Below are 19,085 nucleotides of genomic sequence, written 5' to 3' on the forward strand. Positions count from 1 at the left end.
GCGGGGTGACGCGCACCACGAGGATCGGCGCATGAAACCAATCGTTCTGGTCCACGGCTTCTGGGTCACCCCGCGCAGCTGGGAGAACTGGATCGCGCACTACGAGGCCAAGGGCCACCGGGTGATCGCGCCCGGATACCCCGGGTTCGAGGTGGAGGTGGAGGCGCTCAACGCCGACCCGACCCCGATCGTCGACGTCACGGTGCCGCAGATCATCGCGCACATCGAGGAGCAGATCCGCGCGCTGCCGGAGGCGCCGATCATCATGGGCCACTCCGCCGGCGGGGCGTTCACCCAGATCCTGCTCGACCACGGCTACGGCGCCGCCGGCGTGGCCCTGAACTCCGCACCGACCGAGGGCGTACGCGTGGTCCCGCTCTCGCAGGTGAAGTCGACGTTCCCGGTGCTGAAGAGCCCCGGGAACCGGCACAAGGCGGTGCCGCTGACGCTGGAGCAGTGGACGTACGCGTTCACGAACACGTTCAGCGAGGAGGAGTCGCGGGTCCTCTACGAGCGGTACGCGATCCCGGCCAACGGCGGCATCCTGTGGGGCAGCGTGCTCGCCAACTTCCAGCCCGGGCACCAGGACACCTGGGTTGACTACCACAACGACAACCGGGCGCCGCTGCTGTTCGTATCGGGCTCGGAGGACCACATCATGCCGCCGGAGGTGCAGCGCTCGAACCACAAGCACTACAAGTCCAAGACGATCACGGAGATCCGCGAGTACGAGGGTTACGCCCACCTGCTGCCGGCGCAGAAGGGCTGGGAGCGGATCGCCGACGAGGTGCTGGACTGGGCTCTCCGCCACGCCGGCTGAGGTCCCGGCGCGGCTATCCTGAGGCCGGTGACCGTCGAGCTGGTCCTGCTGTCGCGGGTGGCGTTCCGGGGCCGGGAGATAACCGGCTCCGGCCCCCGCGCGCTGCTGGCCCTGCTGGCCGCCGAGCCACGGCTGGGCTGCAGCGCGGCGCGGCTGGTCGAAGGCCTGTGGCCCGACGAGCGGCCCGCGCACCCCACCAAGGCCCTGCAGCTCCTGGTCTCCCGTCTCCGGGCCCGGCTCGGGCCCGATGTGATCCTCAGCTCGCCGACCGGCTACCGGCTCGCCCTGGCCGAGGACCAGATCGACGCCTCGGCCGTGCTGCTGGCGGCGGCCGCGAGTGAGCGGTCCGCCGCCGCGGGCGACCAGGTCGCGTCGCTCTCCCACGCCGAGGCCGGACTCGCCCTGTGCGACGGGGCGTCGGGCTGGGGCGCCGGGTTCGGCGATCCGCTCGCCGCGTTGCGGGCCGCTCGGGTGCCGGCTTTCCGGTCCCTCGCGCGGGCCCGGGCCCTCGCGCTGGGCCGGCTCGGTCGCTCCGCCGAGGCGCTCGAGCCCTTGCGCGACGCGGCTTTGCAGGCGCCTCGGGACGAGGAGGTCCTGGTCGAGCTGCTGCGCTGCGAGGCGGCGGCGCTCGGGCCGGCGACCGCGCTGGCCCGCTACGACGCCTACCGGCGGGGGCTGCGCGAGGAGCTCGGCAGCGAACCCGGGCCCGCCGTGCGGGACGCGTACCAGCATCTCTTGCGCAGTGACGCCCCGGTCGTGCGGCACGGGGTCGTGGCCGAGCCCAACCCGCTGCTCGGCCGCGACAAGGACGTGGCCGCGGTGACCGACCTGCTGCGCGCCGCCCGGGTGACGTCGATCGTCGGGCCTGGCGGCCTCGGCAAGACCCGGCTCGCGCACGCGGTCGCCGACGCGGCCGAGCAGCGCGTCGTGCACGTCGTCGGGCTGGCCGGTGTGACCGCTGATGCCGACGTGGCCGGCGAGGTGGCGTCGGCGCTGGGCCTGTCCCCTGGCGCCCCGGCGGCCATCGCCGAGGCGCTGGGGGCCGCGCTGCTGGTGCTCGACAACTGCGAGCACGTCGTGCGCGGCGCGGCCGCCCTCGTCCAGGACCTGGTGTCGGCGAGCCGCGAGCTGCGGGTGCTCACCACGAGCCGGGCGCCGCTGCGGCTGTCCGCCGAGTCGGTCTACCAGCTGCCGGCGCTCGACCTGCCGACGACGGTCGAGTTGTTCGCGCAGCGGGCGCGGGCGATCCGGCCCGACGCCGACCTGCCGCCGGCGCTCGTGCGGGAGCTGTGCGGCCGCCTCGACGGGCTGCCGCTCGCGGTGGAGTTGGCGGCCGCGCGCGTACGCGTGATGTCCGTGACCGAGATCGCCCGCCGCCTGGACGACCGGTTCGCCCTGCTGCGCGGCAGCAACCGGGACGCACCCGAGCGGCACCACACGCTGCACGCCGTCATCGACTGGAGCTGGCACCTGCTGGAGCCGGCCGGGCAGGCGGCCATGCGCGCGCTGTCGGTGTTTCCCGGTGGGTTCGGCGCCGATGCGGCCCGCCACGTGGTGGGCGGCGACGACGTGCTGGAGCAGCTCGTCGAGCAGTCGCTGCTGACGGTGGCCGACAGCGGGTCCGGCACGCGGTTCCGGATGCTGGAGACCGTGCGCGAGTTCAGCGCCGCCCGCCTCGCCGACGCCGGCGAGACCGACCGGGCGATCGGCCTGCTCCTCGGCTGGGCGCGCGACTTCGGCGTCCGCTGGCAGGCGGGCGCTGACCTCCACGACGGGCTGCAGGCCGTGGAGGCGGTCCGCGCCGACCAGGAGAACCTGCTGCTGGCGCTGCGGCACGGGCTCGACCGGGCGGACGGCGCCACCGTCGCGGCGGTGGCGGCCGCGCTGGGCACACTCTGGATCACGGAGTCGAACGTCCCCCGCCTCACGGAGCTGGCCCGGGACACCGCCTGGGTGCTGTCGCATCTCCGCCCCGACCCCGATCTCGTCGAGGTGACCCGGACGGCCCTCGTGCTGGGCGCGATGTTCGGGTTCCTCATGCCGGGCGTCAGCCCGCTGCGGGCCCTGGTCGGCCTGCGCCGGCTGCCACCGGCTCCGCCGGACACCCTTCTCCGCGCGGCGCACGTCGCCCTGAGCGCGCCGCACGTCGCGGCGCTGCGCGAGCTGTCGGCCAGCCGTGCGCCGCTGCTCGCCGGGATCGCCGACTACCTGCTCAGCTACGTGCACGAGTACGCCAACGAGCTGGACAGCGCGCTGGCGGCGGCCAGGCGGATGAGCGCGTCGGTCGGCGACGACGGCCTGCCGCTGCTGCGGGCGATGGCCTACAGCCGGGTCGGTGAGCTGAGCCTGCACTCCGACCCGGGCGAGGAGGCGTACCGCAACCTGTACGCCGCTCTGTCGATCACCGGGGGGCTCGGCTGGTCGACGACGCGCGGGCAGTGGGCGCTGGTGCTGGCCAACCTGCAGCGCGGGGCGTACGACGTGGCGGAACGCGGGCTTTCCGAACCCACGCCGGCCGACGGGGACGACCCGGCCGACGTGGAGCGCTACACGATGTGCGCCCGCGCCGAGATCCAGCTCGGTCGGGGCGACATCGACGGCGGGTTGCGCGTCTGGCGGGAGGCCGCCGCCCGGTCACGCTCCGGCCGTGCCGACATCGGCCTGTGGCCGTTCGAGGTCGAGGCGAACACGGTGCTCCGCCACGCCCGGTACGGCCGCCTCGACGAGGTCGCGGACATCGTCGACGAGCTGCCGGGGTTCCTGTCGGGCGCGCTGCCGTCGCTGTCCATCGTGGAGTTTCCGGTCGGCGGCACGCTGTTGCTGGCCCTCGCGGTGGCGTCCGTGGACCGGGGCGCCGCGGCATCGGGCGCCCGCCTGGTCGCCCTGGCCGAGCGGTTCGGGATCTTCCGCGGCTGGCAGCCCGACCTGACGCCGGCGCGGGTCACCGAGATCGGCCTGGGGGCCGACGGGCCGGCGTACGCGGACGCGGTGTCCTCTTACGCCGGCCTCGATCACGAAGGCCTGCGGGCCGCGGCGCTGGCGGCCGTGCGCGACCGGGCTCAGGCCGCCGGGTCGCGCCGGAACAACGCCCGCGCCCAGACGTAGCCGGCGAGCGCGAGCCCCACGCACCAGGCGATCGCGACGATGCCGCCGTGCTCCACCGTGGTGCCGAGCAGCAGCCCGCGCAGGGCGTCGATGATCGGTGTGAACGGCTCGTGGGTGGCGAACCAGCGGACCGCGACCGACATGGACTCGGGTGGCACGAACGCGCTGCTGAGGAACGGCAGGAGCTGCACGACGAAGATGAACGGGCCGACGCCCTCGGCGGTCCTGGCCATGAGACCGACCGCGACCGCGATCCAGGTGAGGGCGACCGTGAGCAGCGCCAGGAGGCCGAGCGTGCCGAGCCAGCGGGCGGGGTCGGACGCCGGGCGGAAGCCCATCAGCACTGACACGGCGATCACCAGGGCGGCGCTGACCAGCGTGCGGATGGTCGAGCCGACCACGTGCCCGGTCAGCACCGAGGCGCGGGAGATCGCCATCGTGCGGAACCGGGCGATGATGCCGGTCGTGACGTCCCGGTTCACGGCCATCGCGGTCTGGCTGGCGCCGTACCCGACGGTCATGAGCAGGATTCCCGGCACCAGGTAGTCGATGTACTCGCCCTCGGCGGGGCCGAAGCCGGCGTTGAGGGCGCCGCCGAGCACGCCGACGAAGACCAGCAGGAGGAAGACCGGCAGCGCGATGGTCATGACCAGGGTGGTCGGGTTGCGCTGCGTGTGGCGGACGTTGCGCCGCAGCATGGTCAGGGCGTCGCTCATCGGACGGCTTCCTTCTCGGTCGTGGCTGTTGCTGTTGCGCCGGTGGCGTGGCCGGTCAGCGCGAAGAAGACGTCGTCGAGGTCCGGCGTGTGCACGGACAGCTCGGCGACCTCGAGGTCCGCCCGCTCGAGACGATCGAGGAGCAACCGCAACGCGGGTACGCCGCCGTCGCTCGGCACCGACAACGTGAGCGCCTCGTCATCGCGGGTGGCGTCGGCGAGCACACCGGCGGCGGCCGCGAGCCGGGCCGCGTCGGCGAACCGCAACCGCACGTGGCCGCCGGGCAGGCCCCGCTTGAGCTCCTCGGCGGTGCCGGAGGCGACCACCTTGCCACCGTCGAGCACGGCGATCCGGTCGGCGAGCTCGTCGGCCTCGTCCAGGTACTGGGTGGTCAGGAAGATCGTGACGCCGTTGGCCACGAGCCCGCGGATCGTCTCCCACATCGCCTGCCGGCTGCGCGGGTCGAGCCCGGTGGTCGGCTCGTCGAGAAAGATCACCCTCGGATCGCCGACCAGCGTCATGGCCAGGTCGAGCCGGCGCCGCATACCACCGGAGTAGGTCGACGCGAGCCTGCGCGCGGCGCCGGTGAGGTCGAACCGATCGAGCAGGTCGGCGGTCCGCCGCCGCCCCTCGACCCGGCCGAGGTGGTGCAGGTCAGCCATGAGGACCAGGTTCTCCTCGCCGGTGAGCAGATCGTCGACGGCCGAGAACTGCCCGGTGACCCCGATCAAGCGCCGCACCGCGTCGGGCTCGGCGACAAGGTCATGCCCGGCCACCCGAACCCGCCCACTGTCGAACCGAATAAGGGTAGAAAGAATCCGCACGGCGGTGGTCTTACCGGCACCATTGGGACCCAACAGGGAGAACGTCGTCCCCTCGTCGACCGCCAGGTCGATGCCGTCGAGCACCACGGTGCCGCCGAACGACTTCCGCAACCCGGTCACCTCGATCGCGGACCGCGATGAACCGCTAACCATTAGCCCCGCCTCCCCTTGCCGTGTCGCTGTCCGACACGTCGTCGAAGGAAGGGTGCGCGGTCCGGGCTTCAAACCGGCTTCATAGCGGTTTCACACGAGCCGCCCCGTCGCCGGCTTGGGCGTGATCCCGGGGCCACGGCCGGGTTTGGGCGCCGCCCTACGGCCGACGACCCACGCGGGCGTCATCCCACGGCGAAGGCTTATGCGGACCGCGCCCCCGACCGGCAACCCCCACCCGCGCCATCCCGACGCCAAGGCTTACGCGCGCGGTCATCCGTTGCCAAAGGCAGGGCGGCCGCCGCTCGGCGGCCGACAAACCCGCGGTGGTGTCATCGCGTGGCCAAGGCCTGCGCGGGCCGCCGCCCCGTGGTCGGCGGCCCGCGGCCGTGTCATCTCGTGGCCAGGGCCGGCTCGCGGTCGTGGTCCGGGGCCCCCGGTGTCGCGTCGTCGTGGCGCTTGAAGAGCTTGCTCGGCCACCACATCCAGCGGCCCACGTCCAGGGTCAGCGCCGTGACCAGCACCGACCGCACGATCAAGGTGTCGAGCAGCACCCCGAACGCCACCGTGAAGCCGATCTGGGCCGCGAGTACCAGTGGCAGCGAGACCAGCGCCGCGAATGTGCCCGCCAGGACCAGGCCCGCTGACGTGATCACGCCGCCCGTGGCGGACAGGCCGATCAGGGCTCCGCGGTGGGTGCCGTGGCGCAGCGACTCCTCGCGTACCCGGGTGACCAGGAAGATGTTGTAGTCGATGCCCAGCGCCACCAGGAACACGAACGTCTGCAGCGGGAACGCGGCGTCCGCCCCGGCGAAGCCGAAGACGTGGTTGAACATCAGCGCGCTGACGCCCAGGGCCGCACCGAACGACAGCACCACCGTGGCGATCAGCAGCAGCGGCGCGACGATCGCCCGCAGCAGCAGCGCCAGGATGAGGAACACCACGAGCAGCACCACCGGCATGACCACTGTGGAGTCGCGGGCCGCCGACTCCTGGATGTCGAGCGTGATCGCGGTGCTGCCGCCGAGCCGGGCGTCGGCGCCGTCCACGGCGTGGATCGCGGTCCGGGCCGCCTCGACCGTGCGCACGGCGGCGTCGCTGTTGGGTGCGGCCTCGAGCGTACCCAGGATGAGCGCGCTGTCGTTCTTGACGACCGGCGGGGTGACCCCGGTCAGACCCGGCACGCCGGCCAGCGCCGCCCGGACCTGCTCCGCCGAGTCGGCGCGGGCCACGACGTAGACCGGGTCGCCCGAGCCCGCCGGGAAGTGCCGCGCCTGGATCTCCTCGCCAGTGACCGCCTGTGTCGAGTTGGTGAACTGGTCCTTGCTCGGGATCCCGTCGGCCTTGAGCCCCGTCACCGCGAACGCCATCGCGCCCAGCACCAGCGCCGTCGCGATCCACACCGTCCGCGGCCGCCGTGCGATGGCGGTGCCGATCCGGGTCCAGATGCCCTGCCCGCCGCGGGCGGGCGCGCCGTGCACCGGTCGGCGCGGCCAGAAGATCCAGCGGCCGAAGATGACCAGCAGTGCCGGCATCAGCGTGACCATGGCCAGCAGGCCGACGACGATGCCGATCGCGGACGCCGGCCCGAGTCCCTTGGTGGAGTTGAGCGTGGCCAGCATCAGCACGAGCAGGCCGACGGCGACGGTCGCGGCGCTCGCGATGATCGCCGGGCTCGACCGGCGCAGCGCGACCGCCATCGCCTCGTGCCGGTCCTCGTGGCGCAGCAACTCCTCCCGGTAGCGCGAGGTGAGCAGCAGCGCGTAGTCCGTGGCGGCGCCGAAGACCAGCACGGTGAGCACGAAGCTGGTCTGCGCGTTGATGGTGAGCCCGGCGTGCTTGGCCAGCAGGTAGATCAGCGCCTCCGCGGTGACCAGCGCGCCGCCCGCGGCCATCAGCGGCAGCAGCGGGAGCACCGGGCTGCGGTAGGTGAACAGCAGGATGACCACCACCACGACCGCGCTGATCATCCCGAGGGCGCCGATCCCGCTGAAGGCGTCGGACGAGTCGGCGGCGTACCCGGCGGGTCCGGTGACGTGGAACCCGAGCCCGTCCGCGTCCTTCTCGCCGACATCGCTCATCGCGGAGACCACCTCGCCGATCGCGCTCCAGCCGCCCGCACTCTGGCGCACCTGGACGACGGTCTGGATCGCCTTGCCGTCCTGCGACCGGGTCGGACCCTGCGGCTGCCCGACGACGCCGTCGATCCCGGCGAAGGCGGCCGCGTCCGCCCGCGCCTTGGCCAGGTCGGCGTCGGTGACACCCGCCGGCCGGTCGTAGATCACGATCGCGGGCAGCGTGTCCGCGGACTGGAACTCGCGGACCTGGTCGAGGACCTGGGTGGACTCGGCGTTGCCGGGCAGCCAGGCCGCGTTGTCGTTCTTCTGGACGTCGCCGAGCCGGCCGGCCAGCATCAGGGCCGGCACGAGCACAGCTAGCCAAATGGCAAGGACGAACCATTTCGCCCGCCGTCCGCTGGGTATCGTCAAAGCCTTACGCAACATGGATAGTCCTCAATCGACGTGGGCGAGCTTGTCGGGGTTGGCGACGGAATAGATCGCGGACACCTGGCGGCCGTCCGGGGTGAGGTCCAGGACGACCACGGCATAGAGCCGGTCGCCGGCGAACAGCAGGGCCGACGGGTCGCCGTTGACGCTGCGGTAGACGACCTCGATGTCCGCGCCGGCGGTGGGCGCGGTGTGGGTGATGAGGCGGGCGACGTTGGCCCGGCCCTGGATCGGCCGGCGACCCCCGGCGGTGTGCGCCTTGCCGCCGCTGTCGCCCCAGAGGCTGACGTCCGGGGCGAGGATCTCCAGGAGGGCCGCCATGTCGCCGCCGAGCGCGGCCGCCAGGAACCGCTCGGTCACCTCCCGCTGGACGCTCGGGTCCGGCTGGAACCTCGGGCGCCGGGCATGGACGTGCTCACGGGCGCGGTGGGCGAGTTGGCGGACTGCCGACGGGTTGCGGCCGAGGATCTCGGCGATCTCGGTGTGCGCGTAGCCGAACACCTCGTGGAGCACGAAGACGCCGCGTTCGAGCGGGGTCAGGGTTTCGAGCACGACGAGCAGCGCCATGGAGACGGACTCGACCCGCACGGACGCGTCCGACCCGTCGCCGGCCTCGACGACGGGCTCGGGCAGCCAGGGCCCCACGTAGGTCTCCCGGCGCCGGCTGATGCTGGCCTGCTGGGCGAGGGCGCGGTTGACCGCGATGCGTACCAGATAGGCCTTCGAGTTGTCGATCTCACCGGGCGCCGTGTGCCGCTCGGCCCACGCCAGCCAGGTCTCCTGCAGCACGTCCTCGGTGTCGGCGACGCTGCCGAGCATGTTGTAGACGATCGAGAACAACAACGTGCGGTGCTCGGTGTACGCCTGCGTCGCGGTATCGGTCATCGTCCGGGCCTCCTGTCGGTCGCTACGTGAGAGCGAGACAGGCACCCGAAGTGCGACATGGCCGGCGGAAATGTGTCCCGGGTCTCAGGCGGCCGGGATGTGGTAGCCGGAGGCGATGTTCAGCGTGGTGGCGAACGTGAGGTACATCAGCCAGAGGCCGACCAGGATGTGGAAGAAGCCCAGGGCCTTCTCCCCGAGGTTGACCGTCGCCCGACCGTTCGCGAGCGCCCGCACGCCGATCTTGAAGCTCGCGAAGAACTCCGCGACGTAGACCAGCGCGAGCCCGATGAACAGCACGCCGAGCGGCCACGAGCCGGCCAGGAAGAACACCGTGGCGCCGAGGACCGAGATGATCACGAACGGGATCGACATGAAGCCGTTGGGCCGGGCGTCGGCGCCGTGCGCGCGGTTCCAGCCCAACACGAACCAGTGGATGCCGTACGCGCTGAACGCGAGCGCCGCCATGTAGGTCGCGCTGGCGTCGGTGAAGACCGGAAACCAGGTCAGGCCGACGAACAGGATCACGCCGACCAGGGCCTGGCAGAAGCCGGGCAGCCAGATACCCCACATGCCCGTGGCCCGGTCGACCTGCGGATCGCGCCGAGGGAAGCCGAACAGCTCCTGCGGACCGTAGATCAGGTAGCCGGTGCCCAGGCCGAAGAACCCGAGCGCCACCGGCAGGAACATCGATTCCGGGAAGACGGACACATAGTGGATTATCTTCCTGATTAATGCCCTTCTAGGTTATTTTCCGGAAAAGGCCGGCATCACCTCGTCGTGGATGAGCTGGAGTTGGTCGTTGACCGAGGCGACGTTGTCGAGGTCCCGGCCCATCAGGGCCTTGACCAGCGCGGCGTCCGTGATCGCGAAGATCAGGTGGTTGACGCCCGCGTCGACGATCTCGCTGCGCAGCTTGGCCACGCACTCCTCCGGCGTGCCCGCCACCGACAGGCGTTCGGCGATGTCGGGCCGGGTGAGCTCGATCGCGCCCGCCAGGTCGCCCTTGCCGAGGGCGTCGATGACCGGTTGCAGGTCGGCCGGGTCGACGCCGTTGCGGCGCAGTTGCTCCGCCGGCATCGACGACGCGTACAGGCCGACCATGCTGCGCGCGGCCTCCTTGGCCGCGGCCGAGTCGCGGCCGATCGAGAAGACGATCCACGCGCCGATGTCCAGCGACTGCCAGTCGCGGCCGGCCTTTTCGGCTCCCTTTCGGACGTTCGACACCAGATAGTCGTACGCCTCGCGGGTGTAGCTCAACGCGTGGTGCACCCCGTCGGAGACCTCGCCGGCCTTCTGGAACGAGCGCGGGCCGCGCATCGCGCCGAGCAGCAACGGCAACCGCGGCTGGACCGGCCGGGCGAACGTGAACAGCCCCGAGTACTTGTAGAACTCGCCCTCGAAGTTGATCGCGCCCTCGTCGAGCAGGGTCCGCATCACGGTGTGCGCCTCGAGCGTCCGGGACAGCGGCCGGGTCTGTGCCCAGTCGATGTGGTACTGCGCCAGCAGACCGAAGTTGCCGCAGGAGATGACGCACTCGGCGCGGCCGCCGGTCAGTTCGTCCAATGTGGCCGTCGCCTGTGCGATCAGCGTCGGCTCGCGGAGCACGACGCCCGACAGGCTCGGGCCGAACCGGATGTTAATGGTCTTGTCGGCGGCCGCCGCGAACAGCAGCCACATGTCCTTGTGCCAGGTCTCGTCGGCGGCATAGCACCCGTAGAAGCCGAGCTCGTCCGCCTTCTTGATCGACTCCATCGAGTCGGCGAGCGGGTAGTCGGGAAGCATCACATAGCTGAACCGCATGGCGTCCTCACTCTTCGGTCGAGATCAGCTCCTCGCCGGACACCACCGAGTCGGCCCAGTGGGCGTGCATCCACGCGAGGTGCTCCCACCGGCTGTCGACGATGCGGCGCGTGTCCCACGCCGGGAAGTCGTGTTGCTGGATGTGGTCCCGCATCAGCTCGGGGTCCACTTCATACACGTGGTCGAGGCGTTGCACCACCACGTCGTTGATCCGCCGCGGGTCGGGCGGGCGCTCTGCCGAAAGACGAAAACCGATCATCACTCGTACGCCTCGTCGAGAAGGTATTTCCCGGGGTTCATGATGTTGAGCGGGTCGAGCACGCGCTTGACCTTCTTCATCACGTCCCAGCCGCCGCCCAGCTCCTCGGGCACGAGGTCGACCTCACCCGCGCGGCAGGCGCCGTGGCACGCGCTGATCGAGCCGCCGTGCGCGATCGCCACCGCCGCGATGTCGCGCTTGGCGGTGACCCAGGCGTCCCAGGCGGCGTCGTCGAGCTCCTGCTCCCAGATGCCGACGTCGATCTCGGTGAGGTAGTCGCCCCACGGCTTGAACGCCGCGTTGGTGTAGGCGAACATCCCCCAGTCGTCGAAGATCCGGAAGTTGTCGCCGAGCCGGGCCACGATCTCGTGCCACTCGCGGCGCACCTGCGGCAGTTGCGACCAGTTGATCGACGCGTCCTCGCAGTGCCAGCTCATCGGCACGACCTGGCCGTCGCGCAGCCGCCCGTGCAGCGGCGTCGCGTAGCGGTCGTGCCGGCTCGCCCAGTCGCCTTGGGAGATCTCGTCGCCCAGGTACGCGCCGCCGGTGTCCTTGCCGATCCGCATGAGCCGCTTGGCGCCGGGGCGCACCTCGTCGGTGGTGCCGTACATCGCGGTCGCGACCACGCACCGCACGTCGTCGGGCTGCGGGATGTAGGCCTCGTCGTCGCGGCGCAGGTAGTCGAGCTTCCACTCGTCGAAGAGCACGACACCGGCGAGCGTGGCCAGGCCGGATTTCGCCAGGGCGCCCGTCGAGCGCCAGGCGGTCTCGTAGTCGGGATATGAGAAGAACGCCGCGAACTCGGCCTCGGGACGCGGGACCAGCTCCAGGACGGCCTCGGTGACGATGCCGAGCGTGCCCTGGTGGCCCATGAACAGGTGCTTGAGCTGGTAGCCGGTCGACGACTTGCGCACCTTGCGGCCGCCGCCGTCGCCGACCCAGATCAGCTCGCCCGTGGGCAGCACGATCTGGAAGCTGATCACCAGGTCGCGGGTGTGTCCGTAGCGGCCGCCGATCAGCGACCAGCCGCTCGTGCCGATCCGCCCGCCGACGAGGGAGCACGGGTACGACGCCGGGTCGTCGGGGTAGATGACGCCGTACTGCTGCAGCTCTTCGTTGAGCTTGAGCATGTTGATGCCCGGCTGCACCGTGACCGTGCGGTCGTCGAGGTCGATCTCCAGGATCTTGTTCATCAGCTTGACGTCGACGACGATGCCGTGGCGCAGGGGCACCGCGCCGTCGGTCAGCCCGGTCCCGCCGGCCCGCGGCACCACCGGGATCCGGTGTCGGTTGGCCAGCTTGACCACTTCGGACACCTGCTCGGCGGTGGTCGGCAGGACGACGACGTCGGGCACGTGCTCGGCCCAGCGGTGCACCGGGAACGGCGCGGGGACGCGGGCGCGGTTGACCCGCGACGACCTGTCGGCGAACACGTTGTCGGGGCCGCAGATGGCGACCAGCTCGTCGATGACGGGGTCGGTGACGAGGGTGCTGGTCATCGCTCGTCCTCCAGACCCGCCGCCAGCGCGACGATCTCGAGCAGGTCCATGATCTCCAGCGCGCCGCGTTGTTCCGTGAGCGGCCGCTCCGACCAGACGCACGCGCTGACCAGCGTGTCGACGTCGAGCGCGGCGGCCCGCTCGACCCGGCGGCGGCTGATCTCGGCGGTCAGGTCGGGCCGCTCGATCGGCAGGCCGCCGCCGGCACCCGAGCAGTAGGACCACTGTGTGACGTGGTCGACGTCCTTGAACGTCAGGCCCGGGATGGCCCGCAGCACCTCGCGCGGGGCCGCGTGGATGCCCTTGCGCTTGTTGAGCCGGCAGGCGTCGTGGTAGGTCACGGTCCGCTCGACCGGGTGGGTCAGCGGCAGCCGGCCGTCGCGGATCAGCTCCGCGAGCAACTCGACGAAGAGGACGATCTCGAAGTCGTACTCGTCGCCGAAGTAGCTCGGATAGTCCTCGGTGAACGAGATGTAGTCGTGCGGGTCGAACACGATGATCCGGCGCGCGCCGACCGCCCGCCAGTCGTCCACATTGTGCTTGGCGAACTCGCGGGCGCGGTCGACGTAGCCCATCTCGGCGGCCGGACCGCCGCAGCACCACTGCTCGCGCATGAGGCCGAACTCGACGCCGGCCCGCTGGAGCAGCTTGGCCGCGGCCCGCGGCACCGACGTGCGGTGGAACGCGCCCTCGCAGTCGCAGAAGAGGATGGTCTCGCCGCCGATCGGCAGGTCGAGACCGGCCGCCCAGTCCCGGACGTGCTCCTGGCTGACGGGCACCTCGGCGCCCAGCACCGGCTCGGACTTCTGGCGGCTCGTCTCCTCGACCCAGCGCTGCCACCCGGGCTGGTGGATGCCCTGGTCGACGGCGAGGGCGCGGGCGGCCTTGACCAACTGCACGGTGCGCGTGCGGAAGCGGTAGAAGTCGCCGGTGAACAGGGTGTTGGGGCACCGCAGTTCGCAGGCGCCGCAACCCGTGCAGTGCACGTAGTCGCGGGCCACGTCGGCGATGTCCAGCAGCCCTTTCTCCATCGCGACGACGTTGGCGTGGAAGGCGGTGGGCGTGTGCACCTCGTTGCGGGTCACCTGCATCACGGGGCAGACCTCGCGGCAGAACTTGTGCCCAGAGCTGTAACAGTTGTAGGCGCCGTTGCGCCATTCCGCGACAAACCCGTCGGTGCCGTTGTCGCCGTCGGTGCGTTCGGTCGAAGACATCGTCGTCCTCCCTGGTCGCCGCACCATCGTGCCCTGCGGGCCGCGCGACCGTAAAGGGACGCTGATCATTAGCGTGGTCCGACGATTACCGTCGACCCGTGCGAATCGGGCAGATCAACTCGGTGGCATCCCCATCTCCTTCTCGATCCGCTCGGCCTCCTCGTTCCTGCCGAGATTGCGCAGGTCGGCGGCGAGATTCCGGGCCGACGAGAGGGTGTTGGGATGGTCGTCGCCGAGCACCCGACGCCGGCGCGTGAGGGTGTCCTCGTCGAGCCGCCGTGCCTGCTCGTACTCGCCGAAGTGCGCGAGCACGATGGCGAGGTTGTTGGCCGACGCGAGGGTGCTGCGGTGGTCGACGCCGAGCACCCGACGCCGGCGTTCCAAGGTGTCCTCGTCGAGTTGCCGGGCCCGCTGGTAGTCGCCCAGGTGGGTGAGCACGGCGGCGAGGTTGTTGGCGGAGTTGAGCGTGTCCGGGTGTTCGACGCCGAGGATCCGGCCGCGGCGCGCCAGGGTGTCCTCGTCGAGCTGCCGCGCCCGCTCGTGTTCGCCCAGGTTGGTCAGGTCGACGGCGAGGTTGCTGGCGGAGTTGAGCGTGTCCGGGTGGTCGTCCCCGAGGATGCGTCGCCGGCGGGCCAGCGTGTCCTCGTCGAGCTGGCGCGCCCGCTCGCGCTCGCCGGTCTGCGTCAGGTCGAAGGCGAGGTTGTGCGCGGCGCTGAGCGTGTCGGGGTGGTCCTCGCCGAGGACCCGGCGGCGCCGCGCGAGCGTGTCCTCACCGAGCTGCCGCGCGCGCTCGAACTCACCCAGGTCCCGCAGGTCGTTGGCCAGGTTGTTGGCCGTGCCGAGGGTGTTGCGGTCGTCGTCACCGAAGATCCGCCGGCGGCGGGCCAGCGCGTCCTCGTTGAGCGTGCGCGCCTTGTCGGGCGCGCCGGACAGCCGGTACGCGTAGGCGAGCGTGTCCGCACCCAGCAGGCTCGAGGAGTGGTCGGGGCCGAGGCTGTCGGTCCAGGCGGCGTACAGGTGCTCGGCCAGCGGGAGGGCCGTGCGGGCGTCGCCGCGGGCGAGCAGGTGCCACACCGCGTGATGGGCGAGCCAGTGCACCTCGGGGCTGCGGCTGCTGCCCGGGTCGGCGGCGAGGACGTGCGGGAGCAGCTGGCTCCACCGCGGCCACCCGGCGGGGTCGCGCCCGTTGTCGGGTCGGGCCGCGATGAGGAGCTGCTCCACAGTGGCGCGGTGCGCGGCGGCGTCGGGGTCGGCGTCGCGCAGGATGGCCTGGGTCAGGCGGTGGAGCTGCACGCCACCGTCCAATGTGCGGGCCAGGCCGTAGCGGGTCAACCGGCCGGCGGCGCGTTCGAGCGCGATCCCGCTGCCGGCCGCGGCGGCCAGCTCGGCCGGGAGCAGCCGGTCGGTCGTGTCGCGGAACAGGTCCAGCGGGATGGGTTCGGGTGCCATGTGTGCGCACAGGATCAACAGCTGCGCCGCGACGGGGTCGTCGGCGGCGAGGCGTTTCGCGGCGACGGTGACCGCGGCCGCGAGCGGCACCTGGTAGCCGGCCGGTGGTGGGTCGCTGGCGAGCAGGTCCGCGGCGTTCTTGGCCAGCGCGGACAGGAATACGTCGACGGGTACGCCGGTCTCCGCGATCAGGTCGCCGGCCTGCGCGACCGCGAGGGGCAGGTCGCCGAGCGCGTCGGCCAAGCGGTCGGCGTCCGCGGCGGACAGCTGCGGCAGCGTGGCACGCAGCAGCGCGGTCGACTCCGTGCGGGCGAACACGTCGACCCCGACCGACTGCGCGACACCTGACCACAGCGGGCTGCGGGAGGTCACCAGGACGTGCGTCGTGCCGCCCGGCAGCCACGGGCGGACCGCCTCGCGGGACTCCGCGTTGTCGAAGATCAGCAGGCTCCGGTCGGCGGAACGCAGGTGGGCCAGGGCCGCGGCGACCGAGGACGTGACGCCGCCGTCGGGCGGTGCGAGCCCCGCGGCGACCGCGAGCGCCGCGAGTTGCTCGGCGACGAGGTCGGCCTGCTCGGCGGCGATCCACCACACCAGCTCGTACTCGTTGGCGAACCGGTAGGCGTACTCGATCGCGAGCTGGGTCTTGCCGACACCGCCCATGCCCTGGAGCGCCTGCACGACGATCGGGCTGCCGGCGAGCAGTCCGTCGCGCAGGTCGACGATCATGCGGTCGCGGCCGGTGAACGCCGGGTTGCGGGGCGGCAGGTTCCACACGCGCGGCAGCGACCCGGGCAACCGCGGACCCGTGCCACGGTTTGCCACCGGCGGCGCCGCCGTCCCTGGGAACCCTGGGCGCCCGCCCGGACGCCGCGCCCCGCCGACCGCGGCCAGCAACCGGCGGCGGGCCTCCTCCTCGGGGACGCCGAACAGGTCGACGCTGAGCAGCGGCTGGTAGAGCTGCGGCGGCGTCACGCTCTCTATCCGCACCGGCAGCACCCGCTTGCGGGTCGGGCCGCGGTCCGCGAGCAGCGCAGTCAGCTCCGGCGAGGTGAACCGTTGCGGCTCGAAGTAGGCCGGCGAGAACAGCGCGACCATCCGGTCGGCCTGCTCGAGCGCGTCGCGCATCTTCTCGACGAAGTTCTCACCGACCTCCCAGTCCCAGAGGTCGAGCTCGACGGAGTAGCCCGCCTCGGTCAGCTCCCAGGCGACCCATTCCGCCCAGGACCGGTCGCGGCCCGCATGACTGATGAACAAATCGGTCACGCGTCCACTGTGCCCGATCGCGGCGCGCTCCGACAGTCGCTAGTTAGGCAGGTTGAGGAGACGGCGGGCGTTGCCGGCGTAGACCTGGGCCAGCACGTCCGGCGGCAGGTCGACGGCGGAGATGTCCCAGCGGCCCTGTGGTGGCACGCGGGCGCCCGGGGCGTAGGGGAAGCATTCGTCGGCGGTTTCGAGGAAGCGCCAGTAGATCTCGTACGCCTCCCGGGACGGTGGGAACGCGTCCGAGCCGAACAGGACCCGGTCGGGGTGGTCGACGATCAGGCGGCGGGTGGCGCGGGGTTGGCGGCCCAGCTCGGCGAGGCGGCCGCCGAGGTCGACGTGGAAGTTGGAGTGGCGGGTCAGCATGCCGTCGACCCAGGCCAGGTCCTCGGCGGCGCAGCCGACGTGTGCACCGACGAACGTCGTGCCGGGTGCGCCGGCGACCACCGCGTCCAGCGCCGTCATCAGACGGTCGAAGGTGGGGTAGCCGGGTGCGCCGAACCACCAGCCGGGGTTCTCGGCCAGTTCCTCCAGGCGCTCGTTGGTCGCATCGAGCGGGCCGAAGAAGGCGATCGGGTCCGCGGTGTGGATCAGGATCGGCAGGCCCAGCTCCCCCGCCGCCGCGAACACGTCGAACAGGCGAGGGTCATCTGGTAGGACCTTTTCGCCGCGGGCGTCCGTGATGGTCAGACCGAGGTCCTTCCAGACCTTGACACCGCGAGCGCCGGCGTCGCGGGCGCGGCGCAGGGCCGCGATCAGGGCGCCGGTCGGGTCCGGGCCGTGCAGCAGTGACCAGTCGAGGTGGCAGAAGGTCACGAACCTGTCCGGGTACGGGCTGTCGAAGCGAGCGATGTTCGCGTCCAGCTCGGCGTCCCAGCGGCCGTCGAGGTTGACGATCGTGCGGACGCCGACCTGGTCCATGAGCTCGACCAGCGCCGGCACGTCGGGCACGAGCCAGTCCCCGCCGCCGAGCCACCGGCCCAGGTGGTTGTGCACGTCGACGACCGGCACCGCCGGCCGCGGCACGCGGGTCTCCGGACGGCGAATCGAAGCCACCGGGGTGTAGTCACGAAGGCGCAGGTCGTCAATCATGCGCGAAGCCCCTCAGACAGCAAGTCAACGCGCGCCGCAGTCAGGTCGCCGATCATCCCCGGAGCCCCTCAGACAGCAGGTCAACGCGCGCCGCAGCCAGATAGGCGATCATCCCCGGAGCCCCTCAGACAGCAAGTCAACGCGCGCCGCAACCAGATCGCCGATCATCCCCGGAGCGCCTCGTGCAGCTGGTTGCCGTGCGCCGCGGTGAGGGCGTCGCACAGGTCCCAGATCGCGTCGACCGTCAGGGAGGCGGCGGTGTTCGGGTCGACCATGGCGGCCTGGCGGACCAGCCGTGGGTCGCCGGTGACGGCGGCCGCCACCGTCAGTTCGCCGACGCTGACGTAGGGGCGGTTGACCGCCGCGAGCTGTGGTGGCAGGTCGCCGGCCGGCTCAGGGCTCGCGCCGCTCGCGTCGACGATCGTCGCCACCTCGACCGCGAAGCCGGCCGGCAGGTTTCCGATCAAACCGTCGTTGGCCACGTTGGCGATGATCCGGCGCGGCGTGCCGGTGAGCATGCTGTGGATCACCTGCGGTGCGTACTCGACGGTCTCGCGGCTCAGGTCGATCGGCCCCGTGTGGTCGTCGCGGATGGCGGCGAAGGTAGAAAGGTTGTCCTCGCTGACCCGCAGATAGTCGCCGACGGGAATGCGCAGCCGGGCTATTTCTTCGTCGTGGTGCAGGTACCACGGGACGTACTCCGCGGAATGCTCGCTCGTCTCGGTCGGGTAGTAGCCGAGCCGCCGGTACATGTCGACCCGCACGCGCCGGCGCAGCTCCGGGCCGGCGTCGATCGCGGCGTCCAGCAACGGGTAGAGGTCGGTGCCGTCGCGTTCCCAGCGCAGGATCCAGGCCTGGTGGTTGACGCCCGCGCTGTCGAACGTGACATCCCCGAACGGCACGCCGACCAGGTCGCACAGGCCGCGGACCGTCCAGTGGACCGAGTGGCACAGCCCCAGGACCTTGAGCCGCGGCGCCACCCGGGCCAGGTATGTGACGTTCATGGCCATCGGGTTGGTGTAGTTGAGCAGCCACGCGTCCGGGCACAGCTCGGCCATGTCGGCGGCGATGCCGGCGAGCACCGGGAACGTGCGCAGACCGCGGAAGATGCCGCCGATGCCGATCGTGTCGCCGATCGTCTGGCGCAGGCCGAACCGGGCCGGCACGTCGAAGTCGACGCGGGTGGCCGCGTACATGCCGACCTGGATGGTGTTGATGACGAAGTCGGCTCCGTCCAGGGCTTTCCGGCGGTCGGGCGTCGCGACGATCTCGGGCCGGACGCCGTGCGCGTCGGCGACGCGCCGGGCCAGCATCGCCGCTGTGGCAAGCCGCTCCTGGTCGATGTCGTGCAGGACGATCCGCGCACCGGCCAGCTCCGGGAAGCCGAGGATGTCCGTGAGCAGCTCACGGGTGAAGACGACGCTGCCCGCGCCGAGGAAAACGATGGCGGTCAAGGGTCCTCCTGATGCGACGCGGGCAGCGTCAGTGCGGTTACTGGAACG

General features: G+C 71.7%; 14 protein-coding genes. 2 read left to right on the forward strand and 12 right to left on the reverse strand.

The window, feature by feature from the left end:
• The first annotated feature begins 31 nt into the window (after positions 1-31).
• Positions 32-820 carry an alpha/beta hydrolase gene (locus Air01nite_RS32855; RefSeq protein ID WP_203707249.1) on the forward strand — a complete coding sequence of 263 codons (789 nt, stop codon included), beginning with the start codon at positions 32-34 and terminating at the stop codon, positions 818-820.
• Positions 821-847: 27 nt separating this feature from the next.
• Positions 848-3,925, forward strand: coding sequence for an ATP-binding protein (locus Air01nite_RS32860; RefSeq protein ID WP_203707250.1), 3,078 nt, complete (start codon positions 848-850; stop codon positions 3,923-3,925).
• Here Air01nite_RS32860 and Air01nite_RS32865 read toward each other — a convergent pair.
• From Air01nite_RS32865 to melA, 12 genes are all read right to left on the reverse strand, one after another.
• Entirely contained in the window at positions 3,880-4,641 is a 762-nt protein-coding gene (locus Air01nite_RS32865) for an ABC transporter permease (protein WP_203707251.1), read from the reverse strand. The two genes, Air01nite_RS32860 and Air01nite_RS32865, sit on opposite strands and share 46 nt — an antisense overlap.
• Positions 4,638-5,618: an ABC transporter ATP-binding protein gene (locus Air01nite_RS32870; RefSeq protein WP_203707252.1), complete on the reverse strand. Its 981-nt coding sequence runs from the start codon at positions 5,616-5,618 to the stop codon at positions 4,638-4,640. Before Air01nite_RS32870 ends, Air01nite_RS32865 begins: the two co-directional genes overlap by 4 nt.
• 389 nt (positions 5,619-6,007) lie before the next feature.
• Positions 6,008-8,029, reverse strand: coding sequence for an MMPL family transporter (locus Air01nite_RS32875; protein ID WP_373310526.1), 2,022 nt, complete (start codon positions 8,027-8,029; stop codon positions 6,008-6,010).
• Between the two features lie 99 nt (positions 8,030-8,128).
• Positions 8,129-9,007 (reverse strand): RNA polymerase sigma factor SigJ, encoded by an 879-nt coding sequence (sigJ, locus tag Air01nite_RS32880; RefSeq protein WP_203707254.1) that lies wholly within the window; start codon positions 9,005-9,007, stop codon positions 8,129-8,131.
• Between the two features lie 84 nt (positions 9,008-9,091).
• Entirely contained in the window at positions 9,092-9,715 is a 624-nt protein-coding gene (locus tag Air01nite_RS32885) for a hypothetical protein (RefSeq protein ID WP_203707255.1), read from the reverse strand.
• A gap of 36 nt (positions 9,716-9,751) precedes the next feature.
• On the reverse strand, positions 9,752-10,807 hold the full coding sequence (locus tag Air01nite_RS32890) for an LLM class flavin-dependent oxidoreductase (protein ID WP_203707256.1): 1,056 nt from the start codon (positions 10,805-10,807) through the stop codon (positions 9,752-9,754).
• Positions 10,808-10,814: 7 nt separating this feature from the next.
• Positions 10,815-11,066: a hypothetical protein gene (locus Air01nite_RS32895; RefSeq protein ID WP_203707257.1), complete on the reverse strand. Its 252-nt coding sequence runs from the start codon at positions 11,064-11,066 to the stop codon at positions 10,815-10,817.
• Positions 11,066-12,565, reverse strand: a complete 1,500-nt coding sequence (locus Air01nite_RS32900; RefSeq protein ID WP_203707258.1) for an FAD-binding oxidoreductase — start codon at positions 12,563-12,565, stop codon at positions 11,066-11,068. The genes Air01nite_RS32895 and Air01nite_RS32900 overlap by 1 nt, the downstream gene beginning before the upstream one ends.
• Complete coding sequence (locus Air01nite_RS32905; RefSeq protein WP_203707259.1) at positions 12,562-13,779, reverse strand: (Fe-S)-binding protein; 1,218 nt, start codon at positions 13,777-13,779, stop codon at positions 12,562-12,564. The genes Air01nite_RS32900 and Air01nite_RS32905 overlap by 4 nt, the downstream gene beginning before the upstream one ends.
• A 114-nt stretch (positions 13,780-13,893) precedes the next feature.
• Positions 13,894-16,494 carry an FxSxx-COOH system tetratricopeptide repeat protein gene (fxsT, locus tag Air01nite_RS32910; protein WP_203707260.1) on the reverse strand — a complete coding sequence of 867 codons (2,601 nt, stop codon included), beginning with the start codon at positions 16,492-16,494 and terminating at the stop codon, positions 13,894-13,896.
• Positions 16,495-16,533: 39 nt separating this feature from the next.
• Entirely contained in the window at positions 16,534-17,583 is a 1,050-nt protein-coding gene (locus Air01nite_RS32915; RefSeq protein ID WP_203707261.1) for an amidohydrolase family protein, read from the reverse strand.
• Positions 17,584-17,747: 164 nt separating this feature from the next.
• Positions 17,748-19,037 (reverse strand): alpha-galactosidase, encoded by a 1,290-nt coding sequence (gene melA, locus Air01nite_RS32920; RefSeq protein ID WP_203707262.1) that lies wholly within the window; start codon positions 19,035-19,037, stop codon positions 17,748-17,750.
• Positions 19,038-19,085: the final 48 nt, after the last annotated feature.

The organism is Asanoa iriomotensis (assembly GCF_016862515.1).
Lineage (GTDB): Bacteria > Actinomycetota > Actinomycetes > Mycobacteriales > Micromonosporaceae > Asanoa > Asanoa iriomotensis.

Bases quoted from the DNA above. Each gene is read 5' to 3' on its own strand.
- Air01nite_RS32895 (WP_203707257.1), bottom strand. From the start codon at position 11,066: ATGATCGGTTTTCGTCTTTCGGCAGAGCGCCCGCCCGACCCGCGGCGG.
- Air01nite_RS32915 (WP_203707261.1), bottom strand. From the start codon at position 17,583: ATGATTGACGACCTGCGCCTTCGTGACTACACCCCGGTGGCTTCGATT.
- sigJ (WP_203707254.1), bottom strand. From the start codon at position 9,007: ATGACCGATACCGCGACGCAGGCGTACACCGAGCACCGCACGTTGTTG.
- Air01nite_RS32890 (WP_203707256.1), bottom strand. From the start codon at position 10,807: ATGCGGTTCAGCTATGTGATGCTTCCCGACTACCCGCTCGCCGACTCG.
- Air01nite_RS32875 (WP_373310526.1), bottom strand. From the start codon at position 8,029: ATGCTGGCCGGCCGGCTCGGCGACGTCCAGAAGAACGACAACGCGGCC.
- Air01nite_RS32865 (WP_203707251.1), bottom strand. From the start codon at position 4,641: ATGAGCGACGCCCTGACCATGCTGCGGCGCAACGTCCGCCACACGCAG.
- Air01nite_RS32905 (WP_203707259.1), bottom strand. From the start codon at position 13,779: ATGTCTTCGACCGAACGCACCGACGGCGACAACGGCACCGACGGGTTT.
- Air01nite_RS32870 (WP_203707252.1), bottom strand. From the start codon at position 5,618: ATGGTTAGCGGTTCATCGCGGTCCGCGATCGAGGTGACCGGGTTGCGG.
- Air01nite_RS32855 (WP_203707249.1), top strand. From the start codon at position 32: ATGAAACCAATCGTTCTGGTCCACGGCTTCTGGGTCACCCCGCGCAGC.
- Air01nite_RS32900 (WP_203707258.1), bottom strand. From the start codon at position 12,565: ATGACCAGCACCCTCGTCACCGACCCCGTCATCGACGAGCTGGTCGCC.